The 22,258-nt window shown below is 59.9% G+C and carries 19 protein-coding genes; 9 read left to right on the top strand and 10 right to left on the bottom strand.

What is annotated here, in order from left to right; genetic code table 11:
• Window positions 1-101 precede the first annotated feature (101 nt).
• The 4 genes from rsgA to F8N85_RS07625 all read left to right on the top strand — a co-directional run bounded on the left by rsgA (window position 102) and on the right by F8N85_RS07625 (window position 3,242).
• Window positions 102-1,133: a small ribosomal subunit biogenesis GTPase RsgA gene (gene rsgA / locus F8N85_RS07640; protein WP_150803046.1), complete on the top strand. Its 1,032-nt coding sequence runs from the start codon at window positions 102-104 to the stop codon at window positions 1,131-1,133.
• Window positions 1,134-1,377: 244 nt separating this feature from the next.
• The gene (locus tag F8N85_RS07635; protein ID WP_150803045.1) at window positions 1,378-1,785 is read left to right on the top strand and encodes a TIR domain-containing protein; all 408 of its coding nucleotides are present in this window, start codon (window positions 1,378-1,380) and stop codon (window positions 1,783-1,785) included.
• 3 nt (window positions 1,786-1,788) lie between these two features.
• Window positions 1,789-2,751, top strand: a complete 963-nt coding sequence (locus F8N85_RS07630) for a caspase family protein (RefSeq protein ID WP_150803044.1) — start codon at window positions 1,789-1,791, stop codon at window positions 2,749-2,751.
• On the top strand, window positions 2,751-3,242 hold the full coding sequence (locus tag F8N85_RS07625) for a toll/interleukin-1 receptor domain-containing protein (protein WP_150803043.1): 492 nt from the start codon (window positions 2,751-2,753) through the stop codon (window positions 3,240-3,242). Before F8N85_RS07630 ends, F8N85_RS07625 begins: the two co-directional genes overlap by 1 nt.
• A gap of 58 nt (window positions 3,243-3,300) precedes the next feature.
• On the opposite strand, the gene motB is transcribed toward F8N85_RS07625, so the two are convergent.
• On the bottom strand, window positions 3,301-4,347 hold the full coding sequence (gene motB, locus F8N85_RS07620; RefSeq protein ID WP_150803042.1) for a flagellar motor protein MotB: 1,047 nt from the start codon (window positions 4,345-4,347) through the stop codon (window positions 3,301-3,303).
• A gap of 3 nt (window positions 4,348-4,350) precedes the next feature.
• A complete protein-coding gene (gene motA / locus F8N85_RS07615) occupies window positions 4,351-5,202 on the bottom strand; it encodes a flagellar motor stator protein MotA (RefSeq protein ID WP_150803041.1) in 852 nt (283 codons plus the stop codon).
• A gap of 164 nt (window positions 5,203-5,366) precedes the next feature.
• On the opposite strand from motA, the gene F8N85_RS07610 reads away from it, so the two are divergent.
• From F8N85_RS07610 to F8N85_RS07595, 4 genes are all read left to right on the top strand, one after another.
• Window positions 5,367-6,899, top strand: a complete 1,533-nt coding sequence (locus F8N85_RS07610; RefSeq protein WP_150803040.1) for an HDOD domain-containing protein — start codon at window positions 5,367-5,369, stop codon at window positions 6,897-6,899.
• Between the two features lie 103 nt (window positions 6,900-7,002).
• Complete coding sequence (rhdA, locus tag F8N85_RS07605; protein ID WP_150803039.1) at window positions 7,003-7,818, top strand: thiosulfate sulfurtransferase; 816 nt, start codon at window positions 7,003-7,005, stop codon at window positions 7,816-7,818.
• A gap of 19 nt (window positions 7,819-7,837) precedes the next feature.
• Complete coding sequence (gene asd, locus F8N85_RS07600; RefSeq protein ID WP_150803038.1) at window positions 7,838-8,698, top strand: archaetidylserine decarboxylase; 861 nt, start codon at window positions 7,838-7,840, stop codon at window positions 8,696-8,698.
• A gap of 216 nt (window positions 8,699-8,914) precedes the next feature.
• The gene (locus tag F8N85_RS07595) at window positions 8,915-10,717 is read left to right on the top strand and encodes a molecular chaperone (RefSeq protein WP_150803037.1); all 1,803 of its coding nucleotides are present in this window, start codon (window positions 8,915-8,917) and stop codon (window positions 10,715-10,717) included.
• A gap of 165 nt (window positions 10,718-10,882) precedes the next feature.
• On the opposite strand, the gene serB is transcribed toward F8N85_RS07595, so the two are convergent.
• Window positions 10,883-12,097, bottom strand: a complete 1,215-nt coding sequence (serB, locus tag F8N85_RS07590) for a phosphoserine phosphatase SerB (RefSeq protein WP_150803036.1) — start codon at window positions 12,095-12,097, stop codon at window positions 10,883-10,885.
• A 134-nt stretch (window positions 12,098-12,231) separates the two neighbouring features.
• Between serB and F8N85_RS07585 the strand changes: the two genes are divergently transcribed.
• The gene (locus F8N85_RS07585; RefSeq protein WP_150803035.1) at window positions 12,232-13,758 is read left to right on the top strand and encodes an AhpA/YtjB family protein; all 1,527 of its coding nucleotides are present in this window, start codon (window positions 12,232-12,234) and stop codon (window positions 13,756-13,758) included.
• 232 nt (window positions 13,759-13,990) lie between these two features.
• Here the strand turns inward: F8N85_RS07585 and F8N85_RS07580 are convergent, their stop codons facing one another.
• From F8N85_RS07580 to cpdA, 7 genes are all read right to left on the bottom strand, one after another.
• The gene (locus F8N85_RS07580; RefSeq protein ID WP_150803034.1) at window positions 13,991-14,701 is read right to left on the bottom strand and encodes a membrane integrity-associated transporter subunit PqiC; all 711 of its coding nucleotides are present in this window, start codon (window positions 14,699-14,701) and stop codon (window positions 13,991-13,993) included.
• Window positions 14,702-14,869: 168 nt separating this feature from the next.
• Window positions 14,870-17,137, bottom strand: a complete 2,268-nt coding sequence (gene parC, locus F8N85_RS07575; RefSeq protein WP_150803033.1) for a DNA topoisomerase IV subunit A — start codon at window positions 17,135-17,137, stop codon at window positions 14,870-14,872.
• Between the two features lie 7 nt (window positions 17,138-17,144).
• The gene (locus tag F8N85_RS07570) at window positions 17,145-17,669 is read right to left on the bottom strand and encodes a TIGR02281 family clan AA aspartic protease (RefSeq protein ID WP_150803032.1); all 525 of its coding nucleotides are present in this window, start codon (window positions 17,667-17,669) and stop codon (window positions 17,145-17,147) included.
• Window positions 17,666-18,661 carry an esterase-like activity of phytase family protein gene (locus F8N85_RS07565; protein WP_150803031.1) on the bottom strand — a complete coding sequence of 332 codons (996 nt, stop codon included), beginning with the start codon at window positions 18,659-18,661 and terminating at the stop codon, window positions 17,666-17,668. Before F8N85_RS07565 ends, F8N85_RS07570 begins: the two co-directional genes overlap by 4 nt.
• Window positions 18,661-20,565, bottom strand: coding sequence for a DNA topoisomerase IV subunit B (parE, locus tag F8N85_RS07560; protein ID WP_150803030.1), 1,905 nt, complete (start codon window positions 20,563-20,565; stop codon window positions 18,661-18,663). The genes F8N85_RS07565 and parE overlap by 1 nt, the downstream gene beginning before the upstream one ends.
• A 45-nt stretch (window positions 20,566-20,610) precedes the next feature.
• Window positions 20,611-21,219: a YqiA/YcfP family alpha/beta fold hydrolase gene (locus F8N85_RS07555; RefSeq protein WP_150803029.1), complete on the bottom strand. Its 609-nt coding sequence runs from the start codon at window positions 21,217-21,219 to the stop codon at window positions 20,611-20,613.
• A 195-nt stretch (window positions 21,220-21,414) separates the two neighbouring features.
• Window positions 21,415-22,230 (bottom strand): 3',5'-cyclic-AMP phosphodiesterase, encoded by an 816-nt coding sequence (gene cpdA, locus F8N85_RS07550; RefSeq protein ID WP_150803028.1) that lies wholly within the window; start codon window positions 22,228-22,230, stop codon window positions 21,415-21,417.
• Window positions 22,231-22,258 lie beyond the last annotated feature (28 nt).

The raw sequence follows: 22,258 nt of genomic DNA, 5'->3' as shown, positions 1-22,258 counted from the left end.
GCTCCTCGGCGTAGTTGCGCAGTTTAGCCTAGAGAACTTGCCCGGCGTGCTAAACTCGCGGCCGTTTTACCTAACCGCTGCATTATCGACACGGAACACCAATGGCCAAACGCCAGCTCAATCGTCGCCAAAACTGGCGCATCGAAAAGATTCAAGGTGAACGCGCTGCCCGCGCCGCCAAACGCGAATCCTCCGCCGTGGAAGCACTCGAGGGTGGCGATCTTGGCCCCGAGCAAACCGGGCTGGTGATCGCTCACTTCGGTGTGCAGGTCGAAGTCGAAGCCCGCGACGGCGAATTGGCCGGTCAGGTTTTCCGCTGCCACTTGCGCGCCAACCTGCCCGCGCTGGTAACCGGCGATCAGGTGGTCTGGCGTGCTGGCAACCAGGGTATCGGGGTGATCGTGGCGCAACTGCCGCGCAACACTGAACTCTGTCGCCCGGACAGTCGCGGCCAGCTCAAGCCGGTTGCGGCCAACGTCGACATGATCGTGATCGTCTTCGCCCCGCTGCCCGAGCCCCATGCCAACCTGATCGACCGTTATCTGGTCGCCGCCGAGCATGCGGGCATCAAGCCACTGCTGTTGCTGAACAAGTTCGACCTGATCGACGAGCAGAACGCTCCGGCGCTGAATGCCTTGCTGGCGGTTTACCGCTCGCTGGGTTACCCGGTGCTGGAAGTCTCGGCCCATCACGGCGATGGCATGGAGAAATTGCAGGAGCAGCTGGACGGGCGCATCAGCGTGTTCGTCGGCCAGTCCGGCGTTGGCAAGTCCTCGCTGGTGAACACTCTGCTGCCGGAAGTCGAAGCCCGAGTCGGGCCGCTTTCCGAATTGTCCGGCCAGGGCACCCACACCACCACCACCGCCCGGCTGTTCCACTTCCCGGGCGGCGGCGAACTGATCGACTCCCCGGGGATTCGCGAATTCGGTCTCGGTCATGTCAGCCGCGCCGACGTCGAAGCCGGCTTCATCGAGTTCAACGATCTGATCGGCACCTGCCGCTTCCGCGACTGCAAGCATGACCGCGAGCCCGGTTGCGCCCTGCTCAAGGCTCTGGAAGAAGGTCGTGTGCAGCAGCAACGGATGAACAGCTATCGCTCGATCATCGCCAGCCTGCCTGAAAACAGCTATTAAACAGACGCTGAGCAAGCCTGCACTCATGCAGGCTTGCTCGCTGTTCTGCACGCCCTACAAAACACCCCCTCCAGTTAAACAAAAGAACCTTCCGTAGGACTTGTATCCTCCATAAAGAAGGACACTTCCCTTTGTTTCCAGGCGCCTTGTCGCCTTGAATTATCCGAATACATTCAGCCCCTCCTGGCGCGGTTAACCGGACCGTGCAAGTGCTACTTCGCCCATGCGAAACCTGGGGTAACTCATGCAGACATTTCATTTGTTCATCAGCCATTCCTGGAACTACCCGGACGCTCACGACAACCTGGTAAGACTTCTCAGCGCACACCCTGACTTCACCTTCAAAAACTTCTCTGTACCGCCGCACAATCCCATCATCGGCGCACAGACCGACCAACAGTTGGAAGAGGCCATAGAAAACAAGATTCGCCCCTGTTCGGCGGTGTTGATCATGGCTGGGATGTATTCCACCTACAGCAAGTGGATCAATAAGGAAATCGAGATCGCCAAGCGGATGGGCAAGGTCATCATCGCGGTCAAGCCCTTTGGCGCCGAGCGGATTTCCACGGTGGTTCGAAATGCCGCCCACGCCGAGTGCGCCTGGAACACCAAAAGCATTGTCAGTGCCATTCAATTGCATGCGGCGGGTTAAACCATGCGCAAGGCACTTTTTATTGGCATTAACAACTACACACATATCTCGACACTGTCAGGCTGCAATAACGACGCGATGGCCATGGCTTCAGTATTAGAGCGCCATGCCACAGGCAAACCCAACTTCAAAAATATAGTCCTGACTTCTGCCGAGGAAAATCTCACTCGCCATACCCTGGTAGAAAACATCAAAGCGCTGTTCTCCGGTGACTGCAATGTGGCCCTGCTGTATTTCGCCGGACACGGTCATTTCGAGACCAGCATCGATGAGGGGATGCTGATTCCTCAAGACTATCGAACCAGTAACGATGGCATCCGGATCAGCGACATCCTCCAGTGGGCAAACAATGCCGACAAGATCAAAAACAAAATCATCATTCTCGACTGCTGTCAGGCTGGCGCGGCTGGAGAAACACGCAGCCTGAGTGGCGGAGCCAGCGTCATTGGCGAAGGCATGACGATCCTCACCGCCTGCAAGAAAGAACAACCGGCCCAGGAACAGTCCGGTCACGGCGTATTCACCAGCCTCCTGCTGCAAGCACTGCACGGTGGTGCAGCCAATGTTCTGGGAGAAATCACTCCCGGCAGCCTGTACTCATTTGTCGACAACGCTCTGGGTGCCTGGGAGCAACGTCCAGTCTTCAAGACCAACGTTTCGCAGTTCATCGCCTTGCGAGAGGTGCCCCCGCTTATCCAGGAAGAGATTCTGCGCAAACTGCCGGACTGGTTTCCGGAAGCCGAATCTGTCTACCGCCTCGACCCCAGCTATGAACCCACCGAAACAGCAGTATTCAACGCCGAAAACGGCGAAACCTTCGCCCAGCTACAAAAGTGCAACCGCCATAGCCTGATCGAACCGGTAGACGCCGAACACATGTACTACGCCGCCATGAATTCCACCGGCTGCCGCCTGACGGCGCTCGGTGCCTATTACCGCGAACTCGCGATCAAGGGACATTTTTGATGACAGTCTTCATCAGCTACCGCCATACCGACCGCCCCCAGGCAATGACGATCGACGCCCGGTTGAAGCTTGCCAACATCAACACCTACCTGGATGTGCTGGATAGCGAGTCCCTGACCACCGACGACATAACGGGCGTCATTACTCGCAACATCACCGAGTGCACCCACCTGATCGCGGTCGTCTCGCAACAAACGGCACTGTCGTGGTGGGTACCTTTTGAAATCGGTGAAGCGACCATCAGCGATCGCCGGATCTGTACATTCAAGACCGGCGACAGCGAGCTGCCGCTGTACCTCGACAAGTGGCCAACAATGACCAGGAACGCGGATATCGAGCTGTTTATCGAGGCCTACAAACTTGAAATGACCAGCCAGCGCGGGATTTCGCTTGAGTCAATGGCGGGTAACGAGTCGATGCGCAGCACGAACAGAAAAAACGCTGAACACTTCCACGCAGAGCTCAAAAACAAAATCCGACGTAGCGTTTAACTACTGGGATGACTCCGCGAAAACAACCAGGCCGCGATGATCGCGGCCTGGTTGTTTGTCAGGGTTTCGGGCTGTTCGGCGCGTTCCCGGGTTCATCCATCTTCAACACACCCTCCTCGAAGATATTCAGCCGCTGCCGTACCTCATGGGCCGGCAGCGGTTCCTGGTCCGCCGGCAAGGCATTCGGGTCGATTGCCGCGCCCGGCACCTCCCCTGGCGCGCCTTGGCCAGGGCTCTGCGCCGGAGGTTGCGGGGTGTTCTGCTCGCCCTCGATGGCCCGCTGGGCTTTTTTGGTCAAGACCACAATGTCGATCCGGCGGTTGACCGGGTTGAACGGGTCAGCGCGGTCGAACAACGCCGAAGAGGCGTAACCGACCACCCGTGCCACCTGCGTATCCGGATAACCACCGGCAACCAGCGCCCGGCGTGCGGCATTGGCGCGGCTGGCCGAAAGCTCCCAGTTACCGAAGCCGCCGGTGCTCGAGTAGGGTTTGGCATCAGTATGACCGCTGACGCTGATCTTGTTCGGCACCGCTTTAATGGTGTCCGCCATCGCCAGCAGGATGTCTTCGAAATAAGGCTTGAGGCGTGCACTGCCAGAATCGAACATCGGCCGGTTCTCGGCATCCATAATCTGGATCCGCAAACCATCCTGAGTGATCTCGAACAGAATCTGATCCTTGAATTTATGCAGTTGCGGGTTCTCGTTGACCTTGTTCTGCAACTCTTGCAGCAACAACTCCAAACGCTCCTTCTCCACCTGTTCGGCCATGCCCTCGACTTGCTCGGTGTCGACGGTGATCTTGTCAGGTTGCGGCTGGGACTTGAGCTCGGGATTGATGGTGGTCTCCGGCGCCAGTTCTGGCGAACCACCCAAGTCGATAATGAAGGGTGTGCCGCTCTCGGTAAAACCGATCGGATCCTTGAAGTAACCGGCAATGGCGATCTTCTGTTCCGGGGTGGCCGAGGACATCAGCCACATCACCAGGAAGAACGCCATCATCGCCGTCGCGAAATCGGCGAAGGCGATTTTCCAGGAGCCTCCGTGATGTCCGGCAGCGAAGCGCTTGACGCGCTTGATGATAATCGGCTGATTATTTTCCATGACTCAGCGACCGCGGACCGCTTGTTCCAGCTCTGCGAAGCTAGGGCGGTGCGACGGGTACAGAACCTTGCGGCCGAACTCCACCGCCAGCGACGGCGGCATGCCGGAGGCCGATGCCACCAACGAAGCCTTGATGGCCTCATAGACGTTCAGTTCTTCCTTGGCATCGTGAGCCAGGGCGTGGGCCAGCGGGCCAAAGAAGCCGTACGCCGCGAGAATACCGAAGAAGGTACCGACCAGCGCTGCACCCACGTGCATGCCGATGGCTTTCTGGTCGCCGTCACCGAGGGAGGCCATGGTCACCACGATACCCAATACCGCAGCGACGATACCGAAGCCCGGCATGGCGTCGGCGATGCCATTGACCGCGTGGGAAGGATGCTCCAGATCTTCCTTCATGCTGAACAGTTCCATGTCGAACAGACCTTCCAGCTCATGGGGCGCCATGTTCCCGGAGGACATGATTCGCAGGTAGTCGCAGATGTAGGCGGTCATGCGCTCATCTTTGAGCACGGCCGGGTACTTGGCGAAAATCGGGCTGGCGGCGGCGTCTTCGATATCGCCTTCAATCGCCATCATCCCTTCGCGACGGCTCTTGTTGAGGATCTCGTAGATCAGGCCAAGCACCTCCAGATAGAAAGTGTGGGTGAAGCGCGAACTGAACATCCCCAGGGATTTCTTGATCACATGCTTCGTCATGTAACTGGGGTTGGCCTGGAGAAATGCACCGAAGGCCGCTCCACCGATGATCAAGACCTCGAAAGGCTGAATCAGGGCGGCAATTTTGCCGTGGGAGAGCACGTATCCGCCGAGCACACTCGCGAACACGACAATGATGCCGATAATTTTAGCCATAGGTAGGAAGTACTTACTGAGTCGGGTTCAAGGTCATATTCGGAAAGTAAAAAAACTCTTCTTCTACTTATCGGCAAAACTGCGCCAGACTATAGGCCGATAAGGCGAAAAGCCAGCTTGCCCCTTCCGGGCGTGTTAATTGTGAATGATGATCGCGCCCACCTATGGCTAATGAAACGACAGTCCCAATTGCCAGACCCGACACCCTCGAAGGTTGGATAGAGCTCCTCGACGACGTGGTTTTGCCGGTGCCGCGAGCCAGTCATGACCGCGTGTGCAAAGCCATCGCCAATAGCCGCAGCTCAATGCGCGATATTGCCGAGTTGATGCAAGACAGCCCCGCGCTGGCCCTCAGCGTGATTCGCGAAGCCAACCTGCACACCCACGGCAGCATGGCCGAGCCGGCCGAGAACCTTGAAATCGCCATCAATCGCCTCGGCCTGAAGCGCACTGAAGAGTTGCTCGCGCGCCTGCCGGCGTTGGCCGAGGGCGCAATCCCGATCACATTGCGGCAGTTACAATTGATCAGCCAGCACGCTACGCAGCAGGCCAACGGCCTGTTCGCCGGCCGTCTGGCGCGACTCTGGCAGGACATCCACTGGGGCAGCTTGCTGTTCCTTTCACCGCTCTGGCCACTGGCGCTGACCTATCCACAATTGCTCGAACAGTGGCAGCTGCGGGTCGTTCATAAGGACGAGCCGGCAAGCAAGGTCGAACAGGAACTGTTCGGCGTTCGCCTGCTGGATCTCTGCCAGGCGCTGGCCGAACACTGGCACTTGCCGATCTGGATACTGCAGGGCTACCGCCTGCTGCTCCGCGAGCAACAGCTACTGGTCAAGATCCTGCGCATTGCCCGTGACAGCGATCACCCATTGCGCCAGCAGCAGCGGCTGGATGCCGATCCGGTCTTGCGCCGCTGGCTGAACCAGCCGGCCAATAGCGTACTGCTGGCCAACAGTCTGGCGCTGTCGGCGCAACATGACTGGGACAGCCCGCACAGTCTGCGCTGGCAGTTTCTGACCAGCCTGTACCTGCAGATGCCGCTGGATCAATTGCAACAGCAATTGCACCAGCAAGCGGTCGAAAGTGCCCGCCAGCATACGATGCCCGACCTCTGGCACCCGGCCCAGGCATTGCTCTGGCCGTGGACCCCTTACCGCAAAAATAATGCCCTGCTGCCTGCGGCACCGCCCTCGGCGGAAGATCTGCTGGTCTGGCGCAAGCACTGCGCCGAGTTGCTGGCAGAGCCGAGCCGCTTCACCAATGCACTGCACCTGACCGCCTCTGCCCGCGACGCGCTGGTGGCCTGCGGGATGCGGCGGGTGATGTTGTTGATGGCCGATCGCAGCGGGAGCAGTCTGCGCGTCCATCAGATCGCCGGTCTGCCCAGTGATGCGGCCATGCTGAATCTGCAAGTCAGTCAGAGCAGCGTGCTGCAACGCCTGCTGGCCCAGCCGGCACAAATTCGCCTGACACCGGCCAACAACAGCCGATTTTCGGCGCTGCTGCCCGAGAGCCTGCGCAGCTGGTTCGGCGGTGAGCATCTATTGGTACGCTCACTGAGCAACAACGGCCGGGTGGTGATGCTGGTGCTGGCCGATCAGGGCGGTGGTCCGTTCTCTGAAATCACCGTACAGGCCTTCGGCAAATCCGCGCAATGCATCGAAAAAGCCCTGCACAGCTTTACCAACCGCTAGGGTCTGTCATCCATTATTTCCGGCGCTGCACAGGAAATAATTGATGACAAGCCCTCCTGACGCTTGCGCTACAATCCTTCCCTTTGTGCTCTGGAGACCTCACATGTCTGACTTCTCTGGCCTGGCGCTGGTGATCGAGCCCAGCGACCTGCTCGCTCGTCTCGACGCCCGCGAACTGATCCTGGTCGATCTGACCAGCAGCGCCCGCTACGCCGCGGGACACATCCCCGGCGCACGTTTCGTCGACCCCAAGCGCACTCAGCAAGGCCTGCCACCTGCGCCGGGCCTGCTGCCGACACAGGCCGCTCTTGAAGCGTTGTTCGGCGAACTGGGACATAACCCCGATGCGGTCTACGTGGTCTATGACGACGAAGGCGGCGGTTGGGCCGGGCGCTTTATCTGGCTGCTGGATGTCATCGGCCACCGCAACTACCACTATGTCGATGGCGGACTGTCGGCCTGGCTGGCAGAAGGCTCGCCAATGTCGATCCAGGTCCCGGCAGCGGTCGGCGGCCCGGTCGCCTTGACCCTGCACGACGAACCCACCGCTACTCGCGAGTATCTGCAAAGCCGCTTGGGCGCCGCCGATCTGGCGATCTGGGATGCGCGCGGGCCGCTGGAGTACTCCGGCGAGAAAGTCCTCGCGGCCAAAGCCGGACATATCCCCGGCGCAGTCAATTTCGAGTGGACCGCAGGCATGGATCCGGCGCGCAACCTGCGCATCCGCTCCGACATGCCGCAGATTCTCGAGAACCTCGGCATCACTAAAGACAAAGAAGTCATCACCCACTGCCAGACTCACCACCGCTCTGGCTTCACCTATCTGGTGGCCAAGGCGCTCGGTTATCCGCGGGTCAAAGGCTACGCCGGCTCCTGGGGCGAATGGGGCAACCACCCCGACACGCCTGTAGAGATTTAAGGTTTTTTAAGGACAATTAATGAAAAAGCGTTTGTTTATCCTCAGCCAGTACCTGCTGCCCCATCACCTGCTGTCGCGCCTGGCCGGCTGCATTGCCGAATGCCGCGTGCGCTGGTTCAAGAATGCCTTCACCGCCTGGTTCGCCAAGCGTTATCAGGTGGACATGTCGCAAGCCCTGGTCGAAGACCTGACCGCTTATGAGCACTTCAACGCCTTCTTCACCCGCGCTTTGAAAGACGGTGCACGGCCGCTGGACCCGACTCCGGGCGCGATCCTCAGTCCGGCCGACGGCGCGGTGAGCCAGCTCGGTCCGATCGAACACGGCCGCGTGTTCCAGGCCAAGGGCCACAGTTTCAGCGTACTGGAGCTGCTCGGCGGTGATGCCGCGGCCGCAGCACCGTTCATGGGCGGCGACTTCGCCACCATCTACCTGTCGCCGAAAGACTACCACCGCGTGCACATGCCGCTGGCCGGCACGCTGCGCGAGATGGTCTACATCCCGGGGCGGATTTTCTCGGTCAATCAGACCACTGCCGAAAACGTCCCTGAGCTGTTCGCCCGCAACGAGCGCGTAGCCTGCATTTTTGACACCGAGCGCGGGCCGATGGCCGTGGTGCTGGTGGGCGCGATGATTGTCGCTTCGATCGAAACGGTCTGGGCCGGCTTGGTCACTCCGCCCAAACGCGAGCTGAAAACCGTGCGCTACGACGAAGCCGCGCGTGCGCCGATCCATCTGGAGAAAGGTGCCGAACTGGGGCGCTTCAAACTCGGCTCTACCGCAGTTGTGCTGTTCGGACCGGATCAGGTGAAATGGGCCGAAGAGCTGGCTGCCGGCTCACCGGTGCAAATGGGCCAAGGCATGGGCTTGTCCAAGGCCTGAGCCCTTCCCTTTCATTTTCTGTCCCTCTGCGCTGGCGGGACAGAATGCTCCAGGCAACAACGATGGCAGCCAGGCGCAGCAATCACTGCGCGGGCTTGAACACGCTGTGAGCGACCGACATTACTGCTAGAGTCGAAGAATTATCAGGGCGGCCTGGTCGGTTTCCGAGCCGAGCGGGTGCACTCCTCGTTTTCCTGGACGGAGTCTGTCTGTTACATGAATGAGCCCAGCCCTTCGCTACTGTTGCGCGCCCCGCTTCCCACACAAACACGCCTGTCGTTCTGCGAACCCACCCCGCGCGACTTCAAGCGCTGGATTGCCGGCTTGCCGAAAGCCAACATCGGCGAAACAGCTCGCCAGCTGTATCAGGGGCTCGCCGAGCTCAACCAGTTGCTCACCCCCAGTGATAACCGTCTGCAGTTGCTTGAGCTGCTGCGGCCTGAGGTGTATTACGTTTGCAAGCACCTGGAGCGGCACTTCCTCAACCAGATGATTGTGCTCGACGAACGTTCGCGCAAAATCGCCAACCTTTGCCAGGCTCTGCAAAGCCACCTCGCCATTGGCTACAAACAAATCGTCATTCGCATTGCGCCGCGCTTCAAAAAAGAGCGCGAGACGCTGTTGAGCACGTCCATACAACGGGCGATGCATTGCCTGAACGGTTCGCTGATTCGCTCCAGCCAACTCTATTGCCCTGCTCCCGAGGGGTTATGGCTGGAGCTTCATCAGCTTTATCGGGTTGCCAGCCAGCACGGGTTGCAGCACGTCGCTGTCGCGGACGAGTTGACCAGCCACACCCGCAATACCCGCATCGAGCAAACCTATGTGGTCGCATTGCTGTTGGGAAGCTCGCGCTGCAATCAATTACGTCAGAATCACATTGCCCGGCTCGCCGAAACACTGGAGCCCTGGAGCCGGTGGGTCACGCTGCAGGCAGCGGGTGAAGCCAGCAGCCTGTTTGCCATTAACCTCAGCGTGGATGGTCCTGCGCGCTACCGAACCTTATGGGCACCCGAACAACAAGAGGCATTGCTGGGGATCAACCCCCTGGCACTGGTCAAAGCCATCCAGCACCACCTGGACTTGCCCATCGAGCAACGCAGCCAATCAACGCTGCCGGTGCCCAGCGGGTTTAGCCTGGAAACATTGCTGCACCTTTGCGCGGCCTGGGGCCAAACTGCCGAGCGGACATTCCAGCGCAGCGTCGGCCAAGGCACATTGACCCTGTGCATCGGCATGAGCGCGTTGCACTTTTATTTGAGCGGGCGACGCTCGTTCAGTGAAGTCCTCAAAAATCCGATCGCCAGTCGACCGGCGCAATTTCGCCCATTACCGGGTGAACATCGTAACCCGGATGATCCTTGGGCCAAGGCATTTGATGTCGATCGCCAGGGCTCCGGGGAAAAACTGCTGCCCTACGAAGAGATTCAATACCCGCAGACACAGGCCGACGGCGGCGCTGCGCTGTCCGATAGCAACCAGCACTTTGCAACCTACGCCCTGCCTATCATCAACCATAGTCCTGGCGGTTATTGCCTGGCGTGGCCCAAAGAGGTGCCTGACGAACTGCAGGCGGGAGAGTTGGTCGGCATTCTGGATACGAGCACGCAAAGCTGGAGCATCGCGGTGGCGCGCTGGATCCGTCAGGTACGCAATGGCGGCACGCAGATGGGCATTGAGCTGATCTCACCCCACGGCCAACCCTGCGGCTTGCAACTGATCCGCGCCAATGAACCGCACAGCCAGTACCTCAGGGCACTGCTGCTGCCGCAGATCAGCGCCATTGACCTGCCCGCCACCCTGCTCGTCCCGCGCCTGCCGTTTCAGCAAGGGCAACAGGCCATGATCAACACCAATGGTGAAGAACACCCTGCCAGCCTGAACAAACGAATGAACAGCACCGGCAGTTTCAACCGGTTCGAGTACCAGTCGCTGGAACAGCCCAAAATTGACAGCACTGCGAGCGGCGGCGTGCGCGGTGCCGAAGAGGAATTTGCTTCGTTGTGGAAGTCGCTGTAACGGTCAGGCGATCAACTGTGGCGAGGGGGCTTGCCCCCGCTCGGGTGCGTAGCAGCCGCAAAACCTTTGAATGCGGCGTGCCTGACAAAATGTGATTGCAGGTTTTAGGGCCGCTGCGCGCCCCAGCGGGGGCAAGCCCCCTCGCCACAGAAGGTCACTCCCCTCTCAAAGCTGCCCGTCGCGATCCCTGAACCCCAGCAAATACAGCACGCCATCCAGGCCCAGGGTCGAGATCGCCTGCTTGGCCGATTGCTTGACCAGCGGTTTGGCGCGGAAGGCGACACCGAGACCGGCGATCGCCAGCATCGGCAAGTCGTTGGCACCGTCGCCCACCGCGATGGTCTGCTCCAGGCGCAAGCCTTCCTTGTGGGCCAGTTCGCGCAGCAGATCGGCTTTGCGCTGTGCATCGACGATCGGTTCGACTGCCACCCCCGTGACCTTGCCATCCACTACTTCCAGCTCATTGGCAAACACGTAGTCGATGCCGAGCTTGGCCTGCAGCTGTTTGGCGAAGTAGGTGAAACCACCGGAAAGAATCGCGGTTTTGTAGCCCAGGCGCTTGAGTTCGGCGAACAGCGTCTCGGCACCTTCGGTCAGCCGCAAGGAGGCGCCAATCGAGTCCAGCACGCTGACATCCAAGCCTTTGAGCAAAGCCAGGCGTTCCTTGAAGCTCGCGCGAAAATCCAGCTCACCGGCCATTGCACGCTCAGTGATGGCAGACACTAAATCGCCAATACCGGCAGCCTTGGCCAATTCGTCGATCACTTCTGCTTCGATCAGGGTCGAGTCCATGTCGAACACCGCCAGGCGCCGGTTGCGGCGGAACAGCGAGTCTTCCTGGAAGGCGATATCGACGTTCAACTCCTGGGCCACGCTGAGGAATTCGGCACGCAAGGCTTGCGGGTCGGCCGCTTCGCCGCGAACGGAAAACTCGATACAACCCTTGCCTTGGTCCGCCGGAGTGTCCAGCGGCATGCGGCCGGACAGCCGATCGATATGATCGATGTTCAATCCGTACTTGGCAGTAATCGAACTGACTCGCTGCAATTGCTCAGCCGTCACTTTGCGCGTCAACAGGGTGACGATGTGGCGTTTCTTGCCCTGGCCGCCGACCCACAACTGATAATCCTCCTCCGACACCGGAGTGAAGCGTACCTGCTGATCCAGCTTGTAAGCCGTGAACAGAATATCCTTGAGCACCGACGAGGCTTGCTCGGTACTCGGAATCTCAACCAGGATGCCAAACGACAGGGTGTCGTGGATGACCGCCTGACCGATGTCGAGAATGTTCACACCACCCTGGGCCAAAACGCCGGTAATGGCTGCAGTCAGACCCGGACGGTCGACACCAGTGATGTTTATCAGGACGATTTCACGCAAGGCGCACCCCCGCAGGTGGAAAAAAACCGCATTCTACTCACTTTCAGTGACCATCGGGCGCAGCGAGCGCTTTGCCGGTCTAGGGCCTGTCGCTATACTGCGCGTCAACTTCACGGACAAAAGAGCCGAGCTCAGTGAACCGGCCTACGCCAGTTAAAACCGATAACTTCTTTCTGCTGATCTTCCGGGCACTGCGCCATCGCCGTGTACCGATCGCATTACGCATTGCCAGCCATAACGTGATCCTGGTCGCCCTGGCCCTGGTGATCTACGCCTGCGTGATGGGACTGCAGTTCAAGCAGGCCATGCACGAGCAGGCAGATGCCCTCGGCCAGAGCCTGACCATCCAGACCGCCACGTCAGCGACCGAGCTACTGGTGTCCAACGACATCCTCAGCCTCAACGTGCTGCTGAACAATCTGACCAAGAACCCGTTGGTGGCCCACGCTGCGATCTACAGCGTCGACAACCGGATTCTCGCCGAAGCCGGCCAGCGCCCGAAACACGGCCTGCTGGGTGAAGCCGAAGGCCTGTACCAGTCCAAGATCACCTTCCAGGACGTGACCGCGGGGCACCTGCGGATCAGCCTCGATATGGAGCAGTTCCAGCAGCCGATGACCATCAGCCTGCAAAGCATGGGCATCCTCAGCGCGATTCTGCTGGCGCTCTCCCTGGCCTTGAGTCTACGCCTGGGTCGGCATATCTCCACGCCACTGATGCAATTGCGCGTCTGGTTGCGCAATATCGACGAATATACCCCGGCCACTGAACGTCAGGATGAGATCGGCGATCTGGCCCGTCAGCTGCACGCCAGTTTCGCCCCTGAAAAGGTTGAGCCCGAACCTGAGACTGAAGCCGAATTCGAAGACGAAGAGGACGTGGAACCGGCTTTCGAGGTACGCAACCTGCGCGATCCGAGCTTCGACGAAACCGCGCCGCTTGCCGGGCTCAAACCGGTGCCACGGCATATCGTCAGTGCCGAAGAAGACGAACTGGACGAAGAAGACCCGTTCGCCGATCTGCGCGATCAAGCTGTGGTGACAGCGCCGAAACAGCTGGCAAAACCGCTGGCCTCCTCGCAACCACAGCACAGTGCGGTCCTGGCCGTACAACTTGGTGCTCAGGACCAACTGCGGCGCCTGCCCCGGGCACGCCTGACGGAGCTGCTGGAACGTTATCGCGACTGCCTGGATCAGGCCGCCTCGCTCTACCAGAGTGAACTGCACACCCTGAATGACGGCAGCACGCTGATGCTGTTCCACAGCGAAGACAGCGGCGACGATTACCTGACCAACGCCATTTGCTGCGGCGAGCTGCTCAGGGCCTTGGGCCATGCCCTGCAAATCGAAGTCGCGGACAGTGGCATCACCTTGCAGCTACAGCTTGGATTGACGCTGGGCAACGAACTCTTCGGCCTGAGCCAGATCGATCTGCTGCTGACCGAAACCGCCCAGGACGCCCTCGCCCTGTCCCAACACAGCCGCAACCTGCTGCTGGTGGAACGCAAGATCAGCGATGATGCACTGATCCGCCAGCGCGCGCGTATTCGACCGATCGCCAGCCCTGAAGGCGCCTGCTGCGTAGAACGTCTGATGGAGCCTTATCCTTCGATGCTCGAACGGCAACTGGCGCGAATGCACGAGACGCGCGCCAAGAGCTGATTCAGGTAGAGCAATACGCAAAAGCCCGCAGACGAGTAATCGCTGCGGGCTTTTTTGTTGGGGTGAGATTGCTCCAATGCGGTTCTTTCCCGATACCCTGTTGGCATCCCGGTTGAATGTTCCGGCCCTTCGCGGGCAAGCCCGCGAAGGGCCGGTACAGGCACCCGAGATCTACGTCCTGCAGAAACAACAAAGCCCGCATCGATGCGGGCTTTGCTTTGTACCCAATCACTCAGAACCGAAACACTTCCATATCCGTACGAATCGGCGAGGCCATCGGGATCTTCGGCTGTTTATCTTTTTCGGCGGGTTTTGCCGCCACAGGTGCCGATTTACGCGGCGTTTCAGCTACAGGTGGCTGGTTGGCCAGCGGCTTGAGCGCCACCGACAGTTGCTCCGCCAGGCGTTGCAGCAATACACCCTGGGCCTGGACCTGAGAGGCCGTGCTGCCGGCATGTTGTTCCTGCAAATGAATGATGCGGTTGTCGCGGACCTGGCCGCGGCGATCGATCAAGCGCCATTGAGCATCGAGAACCGCCGGTTGCGCGGCCCCCGAATCCAGTCGGGTAATCGACAGCAAGACCTGCACATCGGGCGAAAAGCCCAGAGTTGCCGGTGCCAGTACCACTCGCTGACTGTCCAGATGCCCGGCCACTTGACGCAACAACAATTGATTGATGTCGGAAGACAGGCTGCCAGCCCAACGACCGTCGGTCGCCGCTTGCAAGCTGCCGTCAGGTTGGCGCTGCAACAGGGTTTCGCGTTGCAGGTAATCGGCTACCGATACCGGCCCGAGCAATACCGCCATACCAGCGCTTTGTGCCGGTTGAGTCGGACTTCCGCTGTCTAACTGATACAGCGACACCGGCTGGTGTGTGCTGCAACCCGCCAGGCCAAATAGACCAGCGAGCATCAACATAAAAGGAAGGCGTAGCGCAATCATCATCCCGTCCAGGTGGCTGCCACAAGGCGAAACCACAGTGTAAATACTAAAAAATTCTAAAGAACGCTCAGCCACGCCGGCGCTTGAAAGGCCATATCATCCGTGAATATGCGCCGCGACTCCAGCCCGAATGCGTCGATCTACGGGTTAAATCGTAGATCGGGCGCTCTAGACCGCTTGATTAGGAGTTTCTACTAATAATGCATCCACCCTCTGGAAACCACGTGGCAGCTTGTTGCCACGGCGTCCACGCTCACCTTTGTAGTGTTCGAGGTCATCGGCCTTCAATGACAGAGTACGCTTACCGGCCTGTAACACCAGCGTTGCACCCTCAGGTAGCACAGCAATATCGGTAACATACTCCTCGCGACTGGCCACTCGCTCACCGGAGATTCCGATGATCTTGTTGCCCTTGCCTTTGCCCAGTTGCGGCAGGTCGCTGATCTTGAAGATCAACAGACGACCTTCGGTCGTCACGGAGGCCAGCCAGTTCTGTTCCCGGTCGCTCACTGGACGCGGCAAGATAACTTTGGCGTTGTTCGGCAGGCTCAGCAGCGCCTTGCCTGCCTTGTTCTTGGCTTGCAGGTCTTCACCCTTGACCACAAAACCGTAGCCGGCGTCGGATGCGATGACGTACAGCGCATCGTCTTCAGGCAGCAGCACGCATTCGAAAGTAGCCCCAGGCGGTGGCGTCAAACGACCGGTCAGCGGTTCGCCCTGCCCCCGCGCCGATGGCAAGGTGTGCGCCGGCACTGAATAACTGCGCCCGGTCGAGTCAATAAACACCGCAAATTGGTTAGAACGCCCGGCAGCAGAGGTCTTGAAGCCGTCCCCGGCTTTATAGGACAGCCCGGTAGCGTCGATATCGTGCCCCTTGGCACAACGGACCCAGCCTTTTTCCGACAGGACAATGGTCACAGGCTCGGTCGGCATCAGCTCGTTTTCCGACAAGGCCTTGGCTTCGGCGCGGGACACAATTGGCGAACGACGGTCATCGCCATAGGTTTCGGCGTCTTTGATCAGCTCGGTGCGTACCAGCTTCTTCAACTTGGTTTCGCTGCCGAGCAATGACAGCAACTTGGCCTGTTCCTTGAGCAGTTCGTCCTGCTCGGCACGCAGCTTCATTTCTTCCAGACGCGCCAACTGCCGCAAGCGGGTGTCGAGAATGTAGTCGGCCTGAATTTCACTCAGGGCAAAACGCTCGATCAGCCTGGCTTTTGGATGCTCCTCGGTACGGATGATGTGGATCACTTCATCCAGGTTGAGGTAAGCAATCAGCAAACCGTCCAACAGGTGCAGGCGACGCTCGACCTTGTCCAGGCGGAACTGCAAGCGACGGCGTACCGTATTGACGCGAAACTCCAGCCACTCCACCAACAGCGTGCGCAGGTTTTTCAGCTGCGGCTTGCCGTCCAGGCCGATGATATTGATGTTGACCCGATAGCTCGATTCCAGCTCGGTGGTCGCAAACAAATGCTGCATCAGCTCATCGAGATCGATCCGGTTGGAGCGTGGGATGATCACGATGCGGCATGGATGTTCGTGGTCCGACTCATCACGCAGGTCGGCAACCATTGGCAGCTTCTTGGCCTGCATCTGCGCGGCGATCTGCTCCAGCACCTTGGCGCCGGAGACCTGATGTGGCAACGCGGTGACGACGATATCGCCATCTTCGATGCGATACACCGCGCGCATGCGGACCGAACCACGGCCGGTTTCGTAGATTTTCAGCAAGTCGGCGCGCGGCGTGATGATTTCCGCTTCGGTCGGATAATCCGGGCCCTGAATGTGTTCGCAGAGCTGCTCGACCGTGGCTTTTGGCTCATCCAGCAGGCGCACGCAGGCCGTGGCGACTTCCCGCAGGTTGTGCGGCGGCACGTCGGTGGCCATGCCCACGGCAATGCCGGTGGTGCCGTTGAGCAGGATATTCGGCAAACGAGCGGGCAACACCAGCGGCTCGTCGAGAGTGCCGTCGAAGTTCGGGCCCCAGTCCGCAGTACCCTGCCCCAATTCGCTGAGCAGTACTTCGGAGTAACGCGACAACCGCGCCTCGGTATAACGCATGGCGGCGAAGGACTTTGGATCATCCGGCGCACCCCAGTTGCCCTGACCGTCCACCAGCGTGTAGCGATAGCTGAACGGCTGGGCCATCAGGACCATGGCTTCGTAGCAGGCCGAGTCGCCGTGGGGGTGAAACTTACCGAGCACGTCACCGACGGTCCGCGCGGATTTCTTGTGCTTGGAGTCAGCGTCCAGCCCCAGCTCACTCATGGCGTAGATGATGCGCCGCTGTACGGGCTTCAGGCCGTCGCCGATATGCGGCAAGGCACGGTCCATGATGACGTACATGGAGTAGTTGAGGTAGGCACTTTCGGTGAAGTCAGCCAGCGATCGGCGTTCAACGCCATCTAAGCTGTCTGCAAGGATGTCACTCATGCGGGCCTCATTTATTCGTTGTCTGGCGCAGCAGCAAGGTGCCACCACGCTGGGTAAATTCAAGTTTTTTCAAGGCGCTCATGCCCAGCAGCACTTGTTCGCCGCCGAGCCCTGGCGCCACCAGCGCGCGAACATCGCGCAACACGATATCGCCCAGCTGCAGGCGGTCGAGACGGGTTCTATAGCCCTCGCTACGACCATTGGCGGTGCTCAGGATCACCGGGGCACCTTTCTCCAGGCCAAGACGCTCGGCCAGCCTGGACGGAATCGACACATCGGTCGCCCCGGTATCGAGCATGAAATCCACCGGCTGGCCGTTGATCTGGCCGCTGGCGACGAAATGCCCCTGACCGTTGCCGACCAGCTTCACCTCGATATACCCCTCGTGCTGTTGCGAGCTGACGACGGCGTTGGGGTTTTCCTGACGCTGTTCCCACTGCCCGAAAAATCGTGTCGCCAAAAACAGCCCGGCACCCCAGGCCAGCACCAGCAGCACCCGGCCGGCACGCTTGCCCGGTGGTTGCTGACTCATGACTTGGCACTCCAGCCACCCTGCGGCGCTGCAAAGCGCCAGACAATCGGCCGCTTCTCGCCATCGGCACGGGTATGACTGCCATTATCGACACCGATCCATGCGCCGCCATCATCGATGGCCAAGGCCTCGGTTGTACCGTATCGGGTGTTGTAACGCCGGTTGTCCGCCAGGGCCACTTCGGCAAACGACCAGCAGCGCTCGACCTCCCCGGTTTCCGGGGTACGGCGGCAAACACGGTAAGCCATGCGCTCCAGGGTGAACAGCTTGCCCTGATAGAACACCAGGTCGCTGAAATCCTTCTGCTGGCCGCGAGTCGTCGGGACCTGGGCCGGCGGTCGTTCAAGTCCACCTTCGCTCAGCAGCACACAATTGCTCTCACAACCCCACACTGCCTGCTGTTTGTGCACGGCGAGCAAACCGCGATGCCTGCGTTCGGCCGCCAGCCAGAGCAGATTGCCGGCGGGGTTGATGGCAAGCCCTTCGAACACCGCGTTAAAGTGCAACAACATACCACTGGCCCGCGCCTGGCTGACCATTAACGGCGAGATGTTCAACCACTCGGGAGTGCCCGTCGTCGGTACTTGCAGGACCGCCGCATGGGCTTCGCTGACCACATACCGATTGCCTGCCGAGTCGCAGGTAATGCCTTCGAAGTCCAGATCGCCGCCACGCAAAGGGCCGATCGCCCAGGTGAGCATACTCAACCTCCACGGCAGACCGCTGTCCGGCACGGGCGGTACGTCGATACGCACGGTTTCGGCCTGCCAGACCGTCTCGCGGGTATCGAGCCGATAGATCTGATTGTCATCGCGATCGGACACCGTCCACAGTTCGTTACCGCACAGCGCCAGCCCCGAAAGGTTGGCGCCACGCATGCCCTGCACCGGATGCTCGGCAAGCAACGCCAACTCGGGCAATGGCAACGGCAACGGAGCCGCCGCAGCCGCAGCCGCCCACAACAAAAATGCCAGGGCGAAACCGCTCGGCATCAGGCCAGAACCTCGGCCAGGTTACCTTTGGACTCCAGCCAGGATTTGCGATCACCGGCGCGTTTTTTCGCCAGCAGCATGTCCATCATTTCCGAGGTCGCCTCGAAATCATCCAGGGTCAGCTGCACCAGACGCCGGGTGTTCGGGTCCATGGTGGTTTCGCGCAGTTGTGGCGGGTTCATTTCACCCAGACCCTTGAATCGGGTGACCTGCGGCTTGCCGCGTTTCTTCTCGGCCACCAGGCGATCGAGAATGCCATCGCGCTCGGCTTCGTCCAGGGCGTAGAAAATCTCCTTGCCCAAGTCGATCCGGTACAACGGCGGCATCGCGACGTAGACGTGTCCGGCGTCCACCAACGGGCGGAAATGCTGGACGAACAACGCGCAAAGCAGGGTCGCAATGTGCAGACCGTCGGAGTCGGCGTCGGCGAGGATGCAGATTTTGCCGTAGCGCAGCTGGCTGATGTCCGCCGCACCCGGATCGACGCCGATGGCCACGGCGATGTTGTGTACTTCCTGGCTGGCGAGCACTTCGCTGCCATCGACTTCCCAGGTATTGAGGATCTTTCCGCGCAGCGGCAGGATCGCCTGGAACTCTTTGTCTCGCGCCTGCTTGGCCGAGCCGCCAGCGGAATCACCTTCCACCAGAAACAGTTCGGAGCGCATCGGGTCCTGCCCGGCGCAGTCAGCGAGCTTGCCCGGCAGTGCCGGACCTTGAGTGATGCGCTTGCGCTCGACCTTTTTGCTGGCCTTGAGGCGACGACCGGCGTTGTTGATCGCCAGCTCGGCCAGCTGCATGCCCAGCTCGGGGTGCGTATTGAGCCACAGGCTGAAGGCATCCTTGACCACCCCGGAAACGAACGCTGCCGCCTCACGCGAGGACAGCCGCTCCTTGGTCTGGCCGGAGAATTGCGGCTCCTGCATTTTCATCGACAGAACGAACGCGATCCGCTCCCAAACGTCTTCCGGCGCCAGTTTCACGCCCCGCGGCAGCAGGCTGCGGAACTCACAGAACTCGCGCATGGCATCCAGCAAACCCTGGCGCAGGCCATTGACGTGGGTACCGCCCTGGGCAGTCGGGATCAGGTTGACGTAGCTTTCCTGAACGCTGTCGCCACCTTCGGGCAGCCACAGCAAGGCCCAGTCCACCGCTTCTTTATTACCGGCAAGGCTGCCGCAGAACGGCTCGTCCGGCAGACGCTCGAACTCGGCGACCGCATCCACCAGGTAGGAGCGCAGACCGTCTTCGTAATGCCACTCGACTTTTTCGCCGGTGGCCTTGTCTTCAAAACTGACCAGCAGGCCCGGGCACAGCACAGCCTTGGCCTTGAGCACATGCTTGAGGCGACTGACGGAGAATTTTGGCGAATCGAAATACTTGGGGTCCGGCACAAAGTAGACGCTGGTGCCGGTGTTGCGCTTGCCCACAGTACCAATCACTTCCAGATCGGTGGCCTTGTAGCCATCGGCGAAGGTCATCTGGTACTCGTTGCCGTCACGCTTGACGCGCACCCGTACCTGGGTCGACAGGGCGTTGACCACGGAAATACCCACTCCGTGCAGACCGCCGGAGAACTGGTAGTTCTTGTTGGAAAACTTGCCGCCGGCGTGAAGCTTGGTGAGAATCAGCTCGACTCCCGACACACCCTCTTCCGGGTGAATGTCCACCGGCATGCCACGGCCGTCATCGCTGACTTCAAGGGAGTGGTCGGCATGGAGGATGACCTGCACCGATTTTGCGTGCCCGGCCAAGGCTTCGTCGACGCTGTTGTCGATGACTTCCTGGGCAAGGTGGTTCGGCCGACTGGTGTCGGTGTACATGCCCGGGCGTTTGCGCACCGGGTCGAGGCCCGAGAGGACTTCGATGGCGTCTGCGTTATAAGAGCTAGCGCTGGGAGTGGCCATGGGGTCTCGTCGTTAGTCGTTCAATGAAAATAGAGGCCAGGAAACTCACAGTGTAGTGAAGTCGATCGCCTGGTACTGATCCGCGCCGATGCCGGCAAAACTCAACAGGGCCGGCAATTGCCCGGCAAATCCCTGGAAACCATGGTCGCCGCCGGGCTGAATGCGCAAGGCGCAGGCTCGGTAGTACTGCTGGGCAAGACGATAGTCCAGGGTCTCGTCACCTGTCTGCAACCATACTTGAAACCGCTGCGGATCCTGGGGCGCCGGCACTTCCAGCTCGGTCAGGGCCGTCACATGGTCGTGGGTCAACTCCCAGATTTCGTCGGTATACAGATTCTTCTGGCTGCCCAGGAACCCGTCAAACATCCGATGGGGGCTGACGGCGGGGTTGATCAACAAGGCTTTGAGGCCATGGCGCTCGGCAAGGTGAGTGGCATAGTAGCCGCCGAGGGAGCTGCCGACCAGCAGTGGCCGACCAAGCTTGGCAATCGCCTCTTCCAGTTGGCTGATCGCCTCTCGCGGGTGGTGATGCAAGGCCGGCACCTGCAGTTGCTCACTCAAACCCAGGCGACCCATCACGCTGATCAACTGACAGGCCTTTTTCGACGCGGGCGCACTGTTGAAACCGTGGATATACAGGATTGAACCGGACATGCGAGTTCCCTCTGTGCATTAGCCAAAGATGGGGCAGTTTACAGTGACTGTCGTCGAGATTGGCGGCTCAATACATCGAAAAATTACAACATCCGTAGGAGCTGCCGCAGGCTGCGATCTTTCAGCGATCAATGGGGTAGCCGGACGAACGTAAAGATCAAAAGATCGCAGCCTTCGGCAGCTCCTACAGGTATTTCAGTAGCCCGGGCCGCCATAATCGACCTGAAAACTAAAGCCGGTCACCCGTTCAACCCCGGTTTCCAGCTGTCCATCCGGCAACAGCCGCAACCAACGATAACCGGGCGCCAGGGTATCGACCTTGAAATCTTCGCTGCCGGGTTCGAACTGGATACAGGTCGACGGCGAAGCCAGAAGACGCACGCCTTTGCGCAATTGGTCGATTTCCTGATGGACATGCCCCCACAGCACTGCGCGAACCTGGGGAAAGCGGTCGAGCACGGTAAACAGCGCCTCAGGATTACGCAGACCGATCGGCGCCAGCCAGGCGCAACCAATGGAAACCGGATGATGGTGAAAACACACCAGATGATGACGCTCCGGGGCTTCGCTCAAGGAGCGGGCGAGCAACTGCAGCTGCTCGTCCTGCAAGTATCCCGGAACCGAGCCCGGCACTGCGGAATCCAGCAGGGTAACCCGCCAGTTGCCGAGATCCACCACCGACTCAAGCAACTGGCTCTGGGTGGCGGCCTCGGCCATGACCTGGGGCTCATCGTGATTACCCGGAATCCAGCGCGCTGGCGCGTCGATCTGCCGGGTCATGTCACGAAACCGCTGATAGGACTCAAGCGAGCCGTCCTGGGACAGGTCGCCGCTGGCGATCATCAGATCTATCTGCGGCTGCTGCGCCCGGACCAGCTCGATAACCTTTTGCAGGCTGTCGCGGGTATTCATGCCCAGCAGCGTTTCTTCTGCCTCGGCGAACAGATGGCTGTCAGAGAGTTGCACCAGCAACGCTGAATCGGCGGAGGTCAGAGTGGATACGCTCGGCAAGGCGGTCTCCCAAGGCATGATCACGGAA

The sequence above is a fragment of the Pseudomonas fluorescens genome, assembly GCF_902497875.1.
Classification (GTDB): domain Bacteria; phylum Pseudomonadota; class Gammaproteobacteria; order Pseudomonadales; family Pseudomonadaceae; genus Aquipseudomonas; species Aquipseudomonas fluorescens_BR.
Note: the sequence above shows the minus strand (reverse complement) of the source record. Positions and strands in the feature narration are given on the sequence as shown.

What these genes read in the sequence shown, in the direction of transcription:
- rsgA (WP_150803046.1), top strand. Translation starts at nt 102, where the DNA reads ATGGCCAAACGCCAGCTCAATCGTCGCCAAAACTGGCGCATCGAAAAG.
- F8N85_RS07635 (WP_150803045.1), top strand. Translation starts at nt 1,378, where the DNA reads ATGCAGACATTTCATTTGTTCATCAGCCATTCCTGGAACTACCCGGAC.
- F8N85_RS07630 (WP_150803044.1), top strand. Translation starts at nt 1,789, where the DNA reads ATGCGCAAGGCACTTTTTATTGGCATTAACAACTACACACATATCTCG.
- F8N85_RS07625 (WP_150803043.1), top strand. Translation starts at nt 2,751, where the DNA reads ATGACAGTCTTCATCAGCTACCGCCATACCGACCGCCCCCAGGCAATG.
- motB (WP_150803042.1), bottom strand. Translation starts at nt 4,347, where the DNA reads ATGGAAAATAATCAGCCGATTATCATCAAGCGCGTCAAGCGCTTCGCT.
- motA (WP_150803041.1), bottom strand. Translation starts at nt 5,202, where the DNA reads ATGGCTAAAATTATCGGCATCATTGTCGTGTTCGCGAGTGTGCTCGGC.
- F8N85_RS07610 (WP_150803040.1), top strand. Translation starts at nt 5,367, where the DNA reads ATGGCTAATGAAACGACAGTCCCAATTGCCAGACCCGACACCCTCGAA.
- rhdA (WP_150803039.1), top strand. Translation starts at nt 7,003, where the DNA reads ATGTCTGACTTCTCTGGCCTGGCGCTGGTGATCGAGCCCAGCGACCTG.
- asd (WP_150803038.1), top strand. Translation starts at nt 7,838, where the DNA reads ATGAAAAAGCGTTTGTTTATCCTCAGCCAGTACCTGCTGCCCCATCAC.
- F8N85_RS07595 (WP_150803037.1), top strand. Translation starts at nt 8,915, where the DNA reads ATGAATGAGCCCAGCCCTTCGCTACTGTTGCGCGCCCCGCTTCCCACA.
- F8N85_RS07580 (WP_150803034.1), bottom strand. Translation starts at nt 14,701, where the DNA reads ATGATTGCGCTACGCCTTCCTTTTATGTTGATGCTCGCTGGTCTATTT.
- parC (WP_150803033.1), bottom strand. Translation starts at nt 17,137, where the DNA reads ATGAGTGACATCCTTGCAGACAGCTTAGATGGCGTTGAACGCCGATCG.
- F8N85_RS07570 (WP_150803032.1), bottom strand. Translation starts at nt 17,669, where the DNA reads ATGAGTCAGCAACCACCGGGCAAGCGTGCCGGCCGGGTGCTGCTGGTG.
- F8N85_RS07565 (WP_150803031.1), bottom strand. Translation starts at nt 18,661, where the DNA reads ATGCCGAGCGGTTTCGCCCTGGCATTTTTGTTGTGGGCGGCTGCGGCT.
- parE (WP_150803030.1), bottom strand. Translation starts at nt 20,565, where the DNA reads ATGGCCACTCCCAGCGCTAGCTCTTATAACGCAGACGCCATCGAAGTC.
- F8N85_RS07555 (WP_150803029.1), bottom strand. Translation starts at nt 21,219, where the DNA reads ATGTCCGGTTCAATCCTGTATATCCACGGTTTCAACAGTGCGCCCGCG.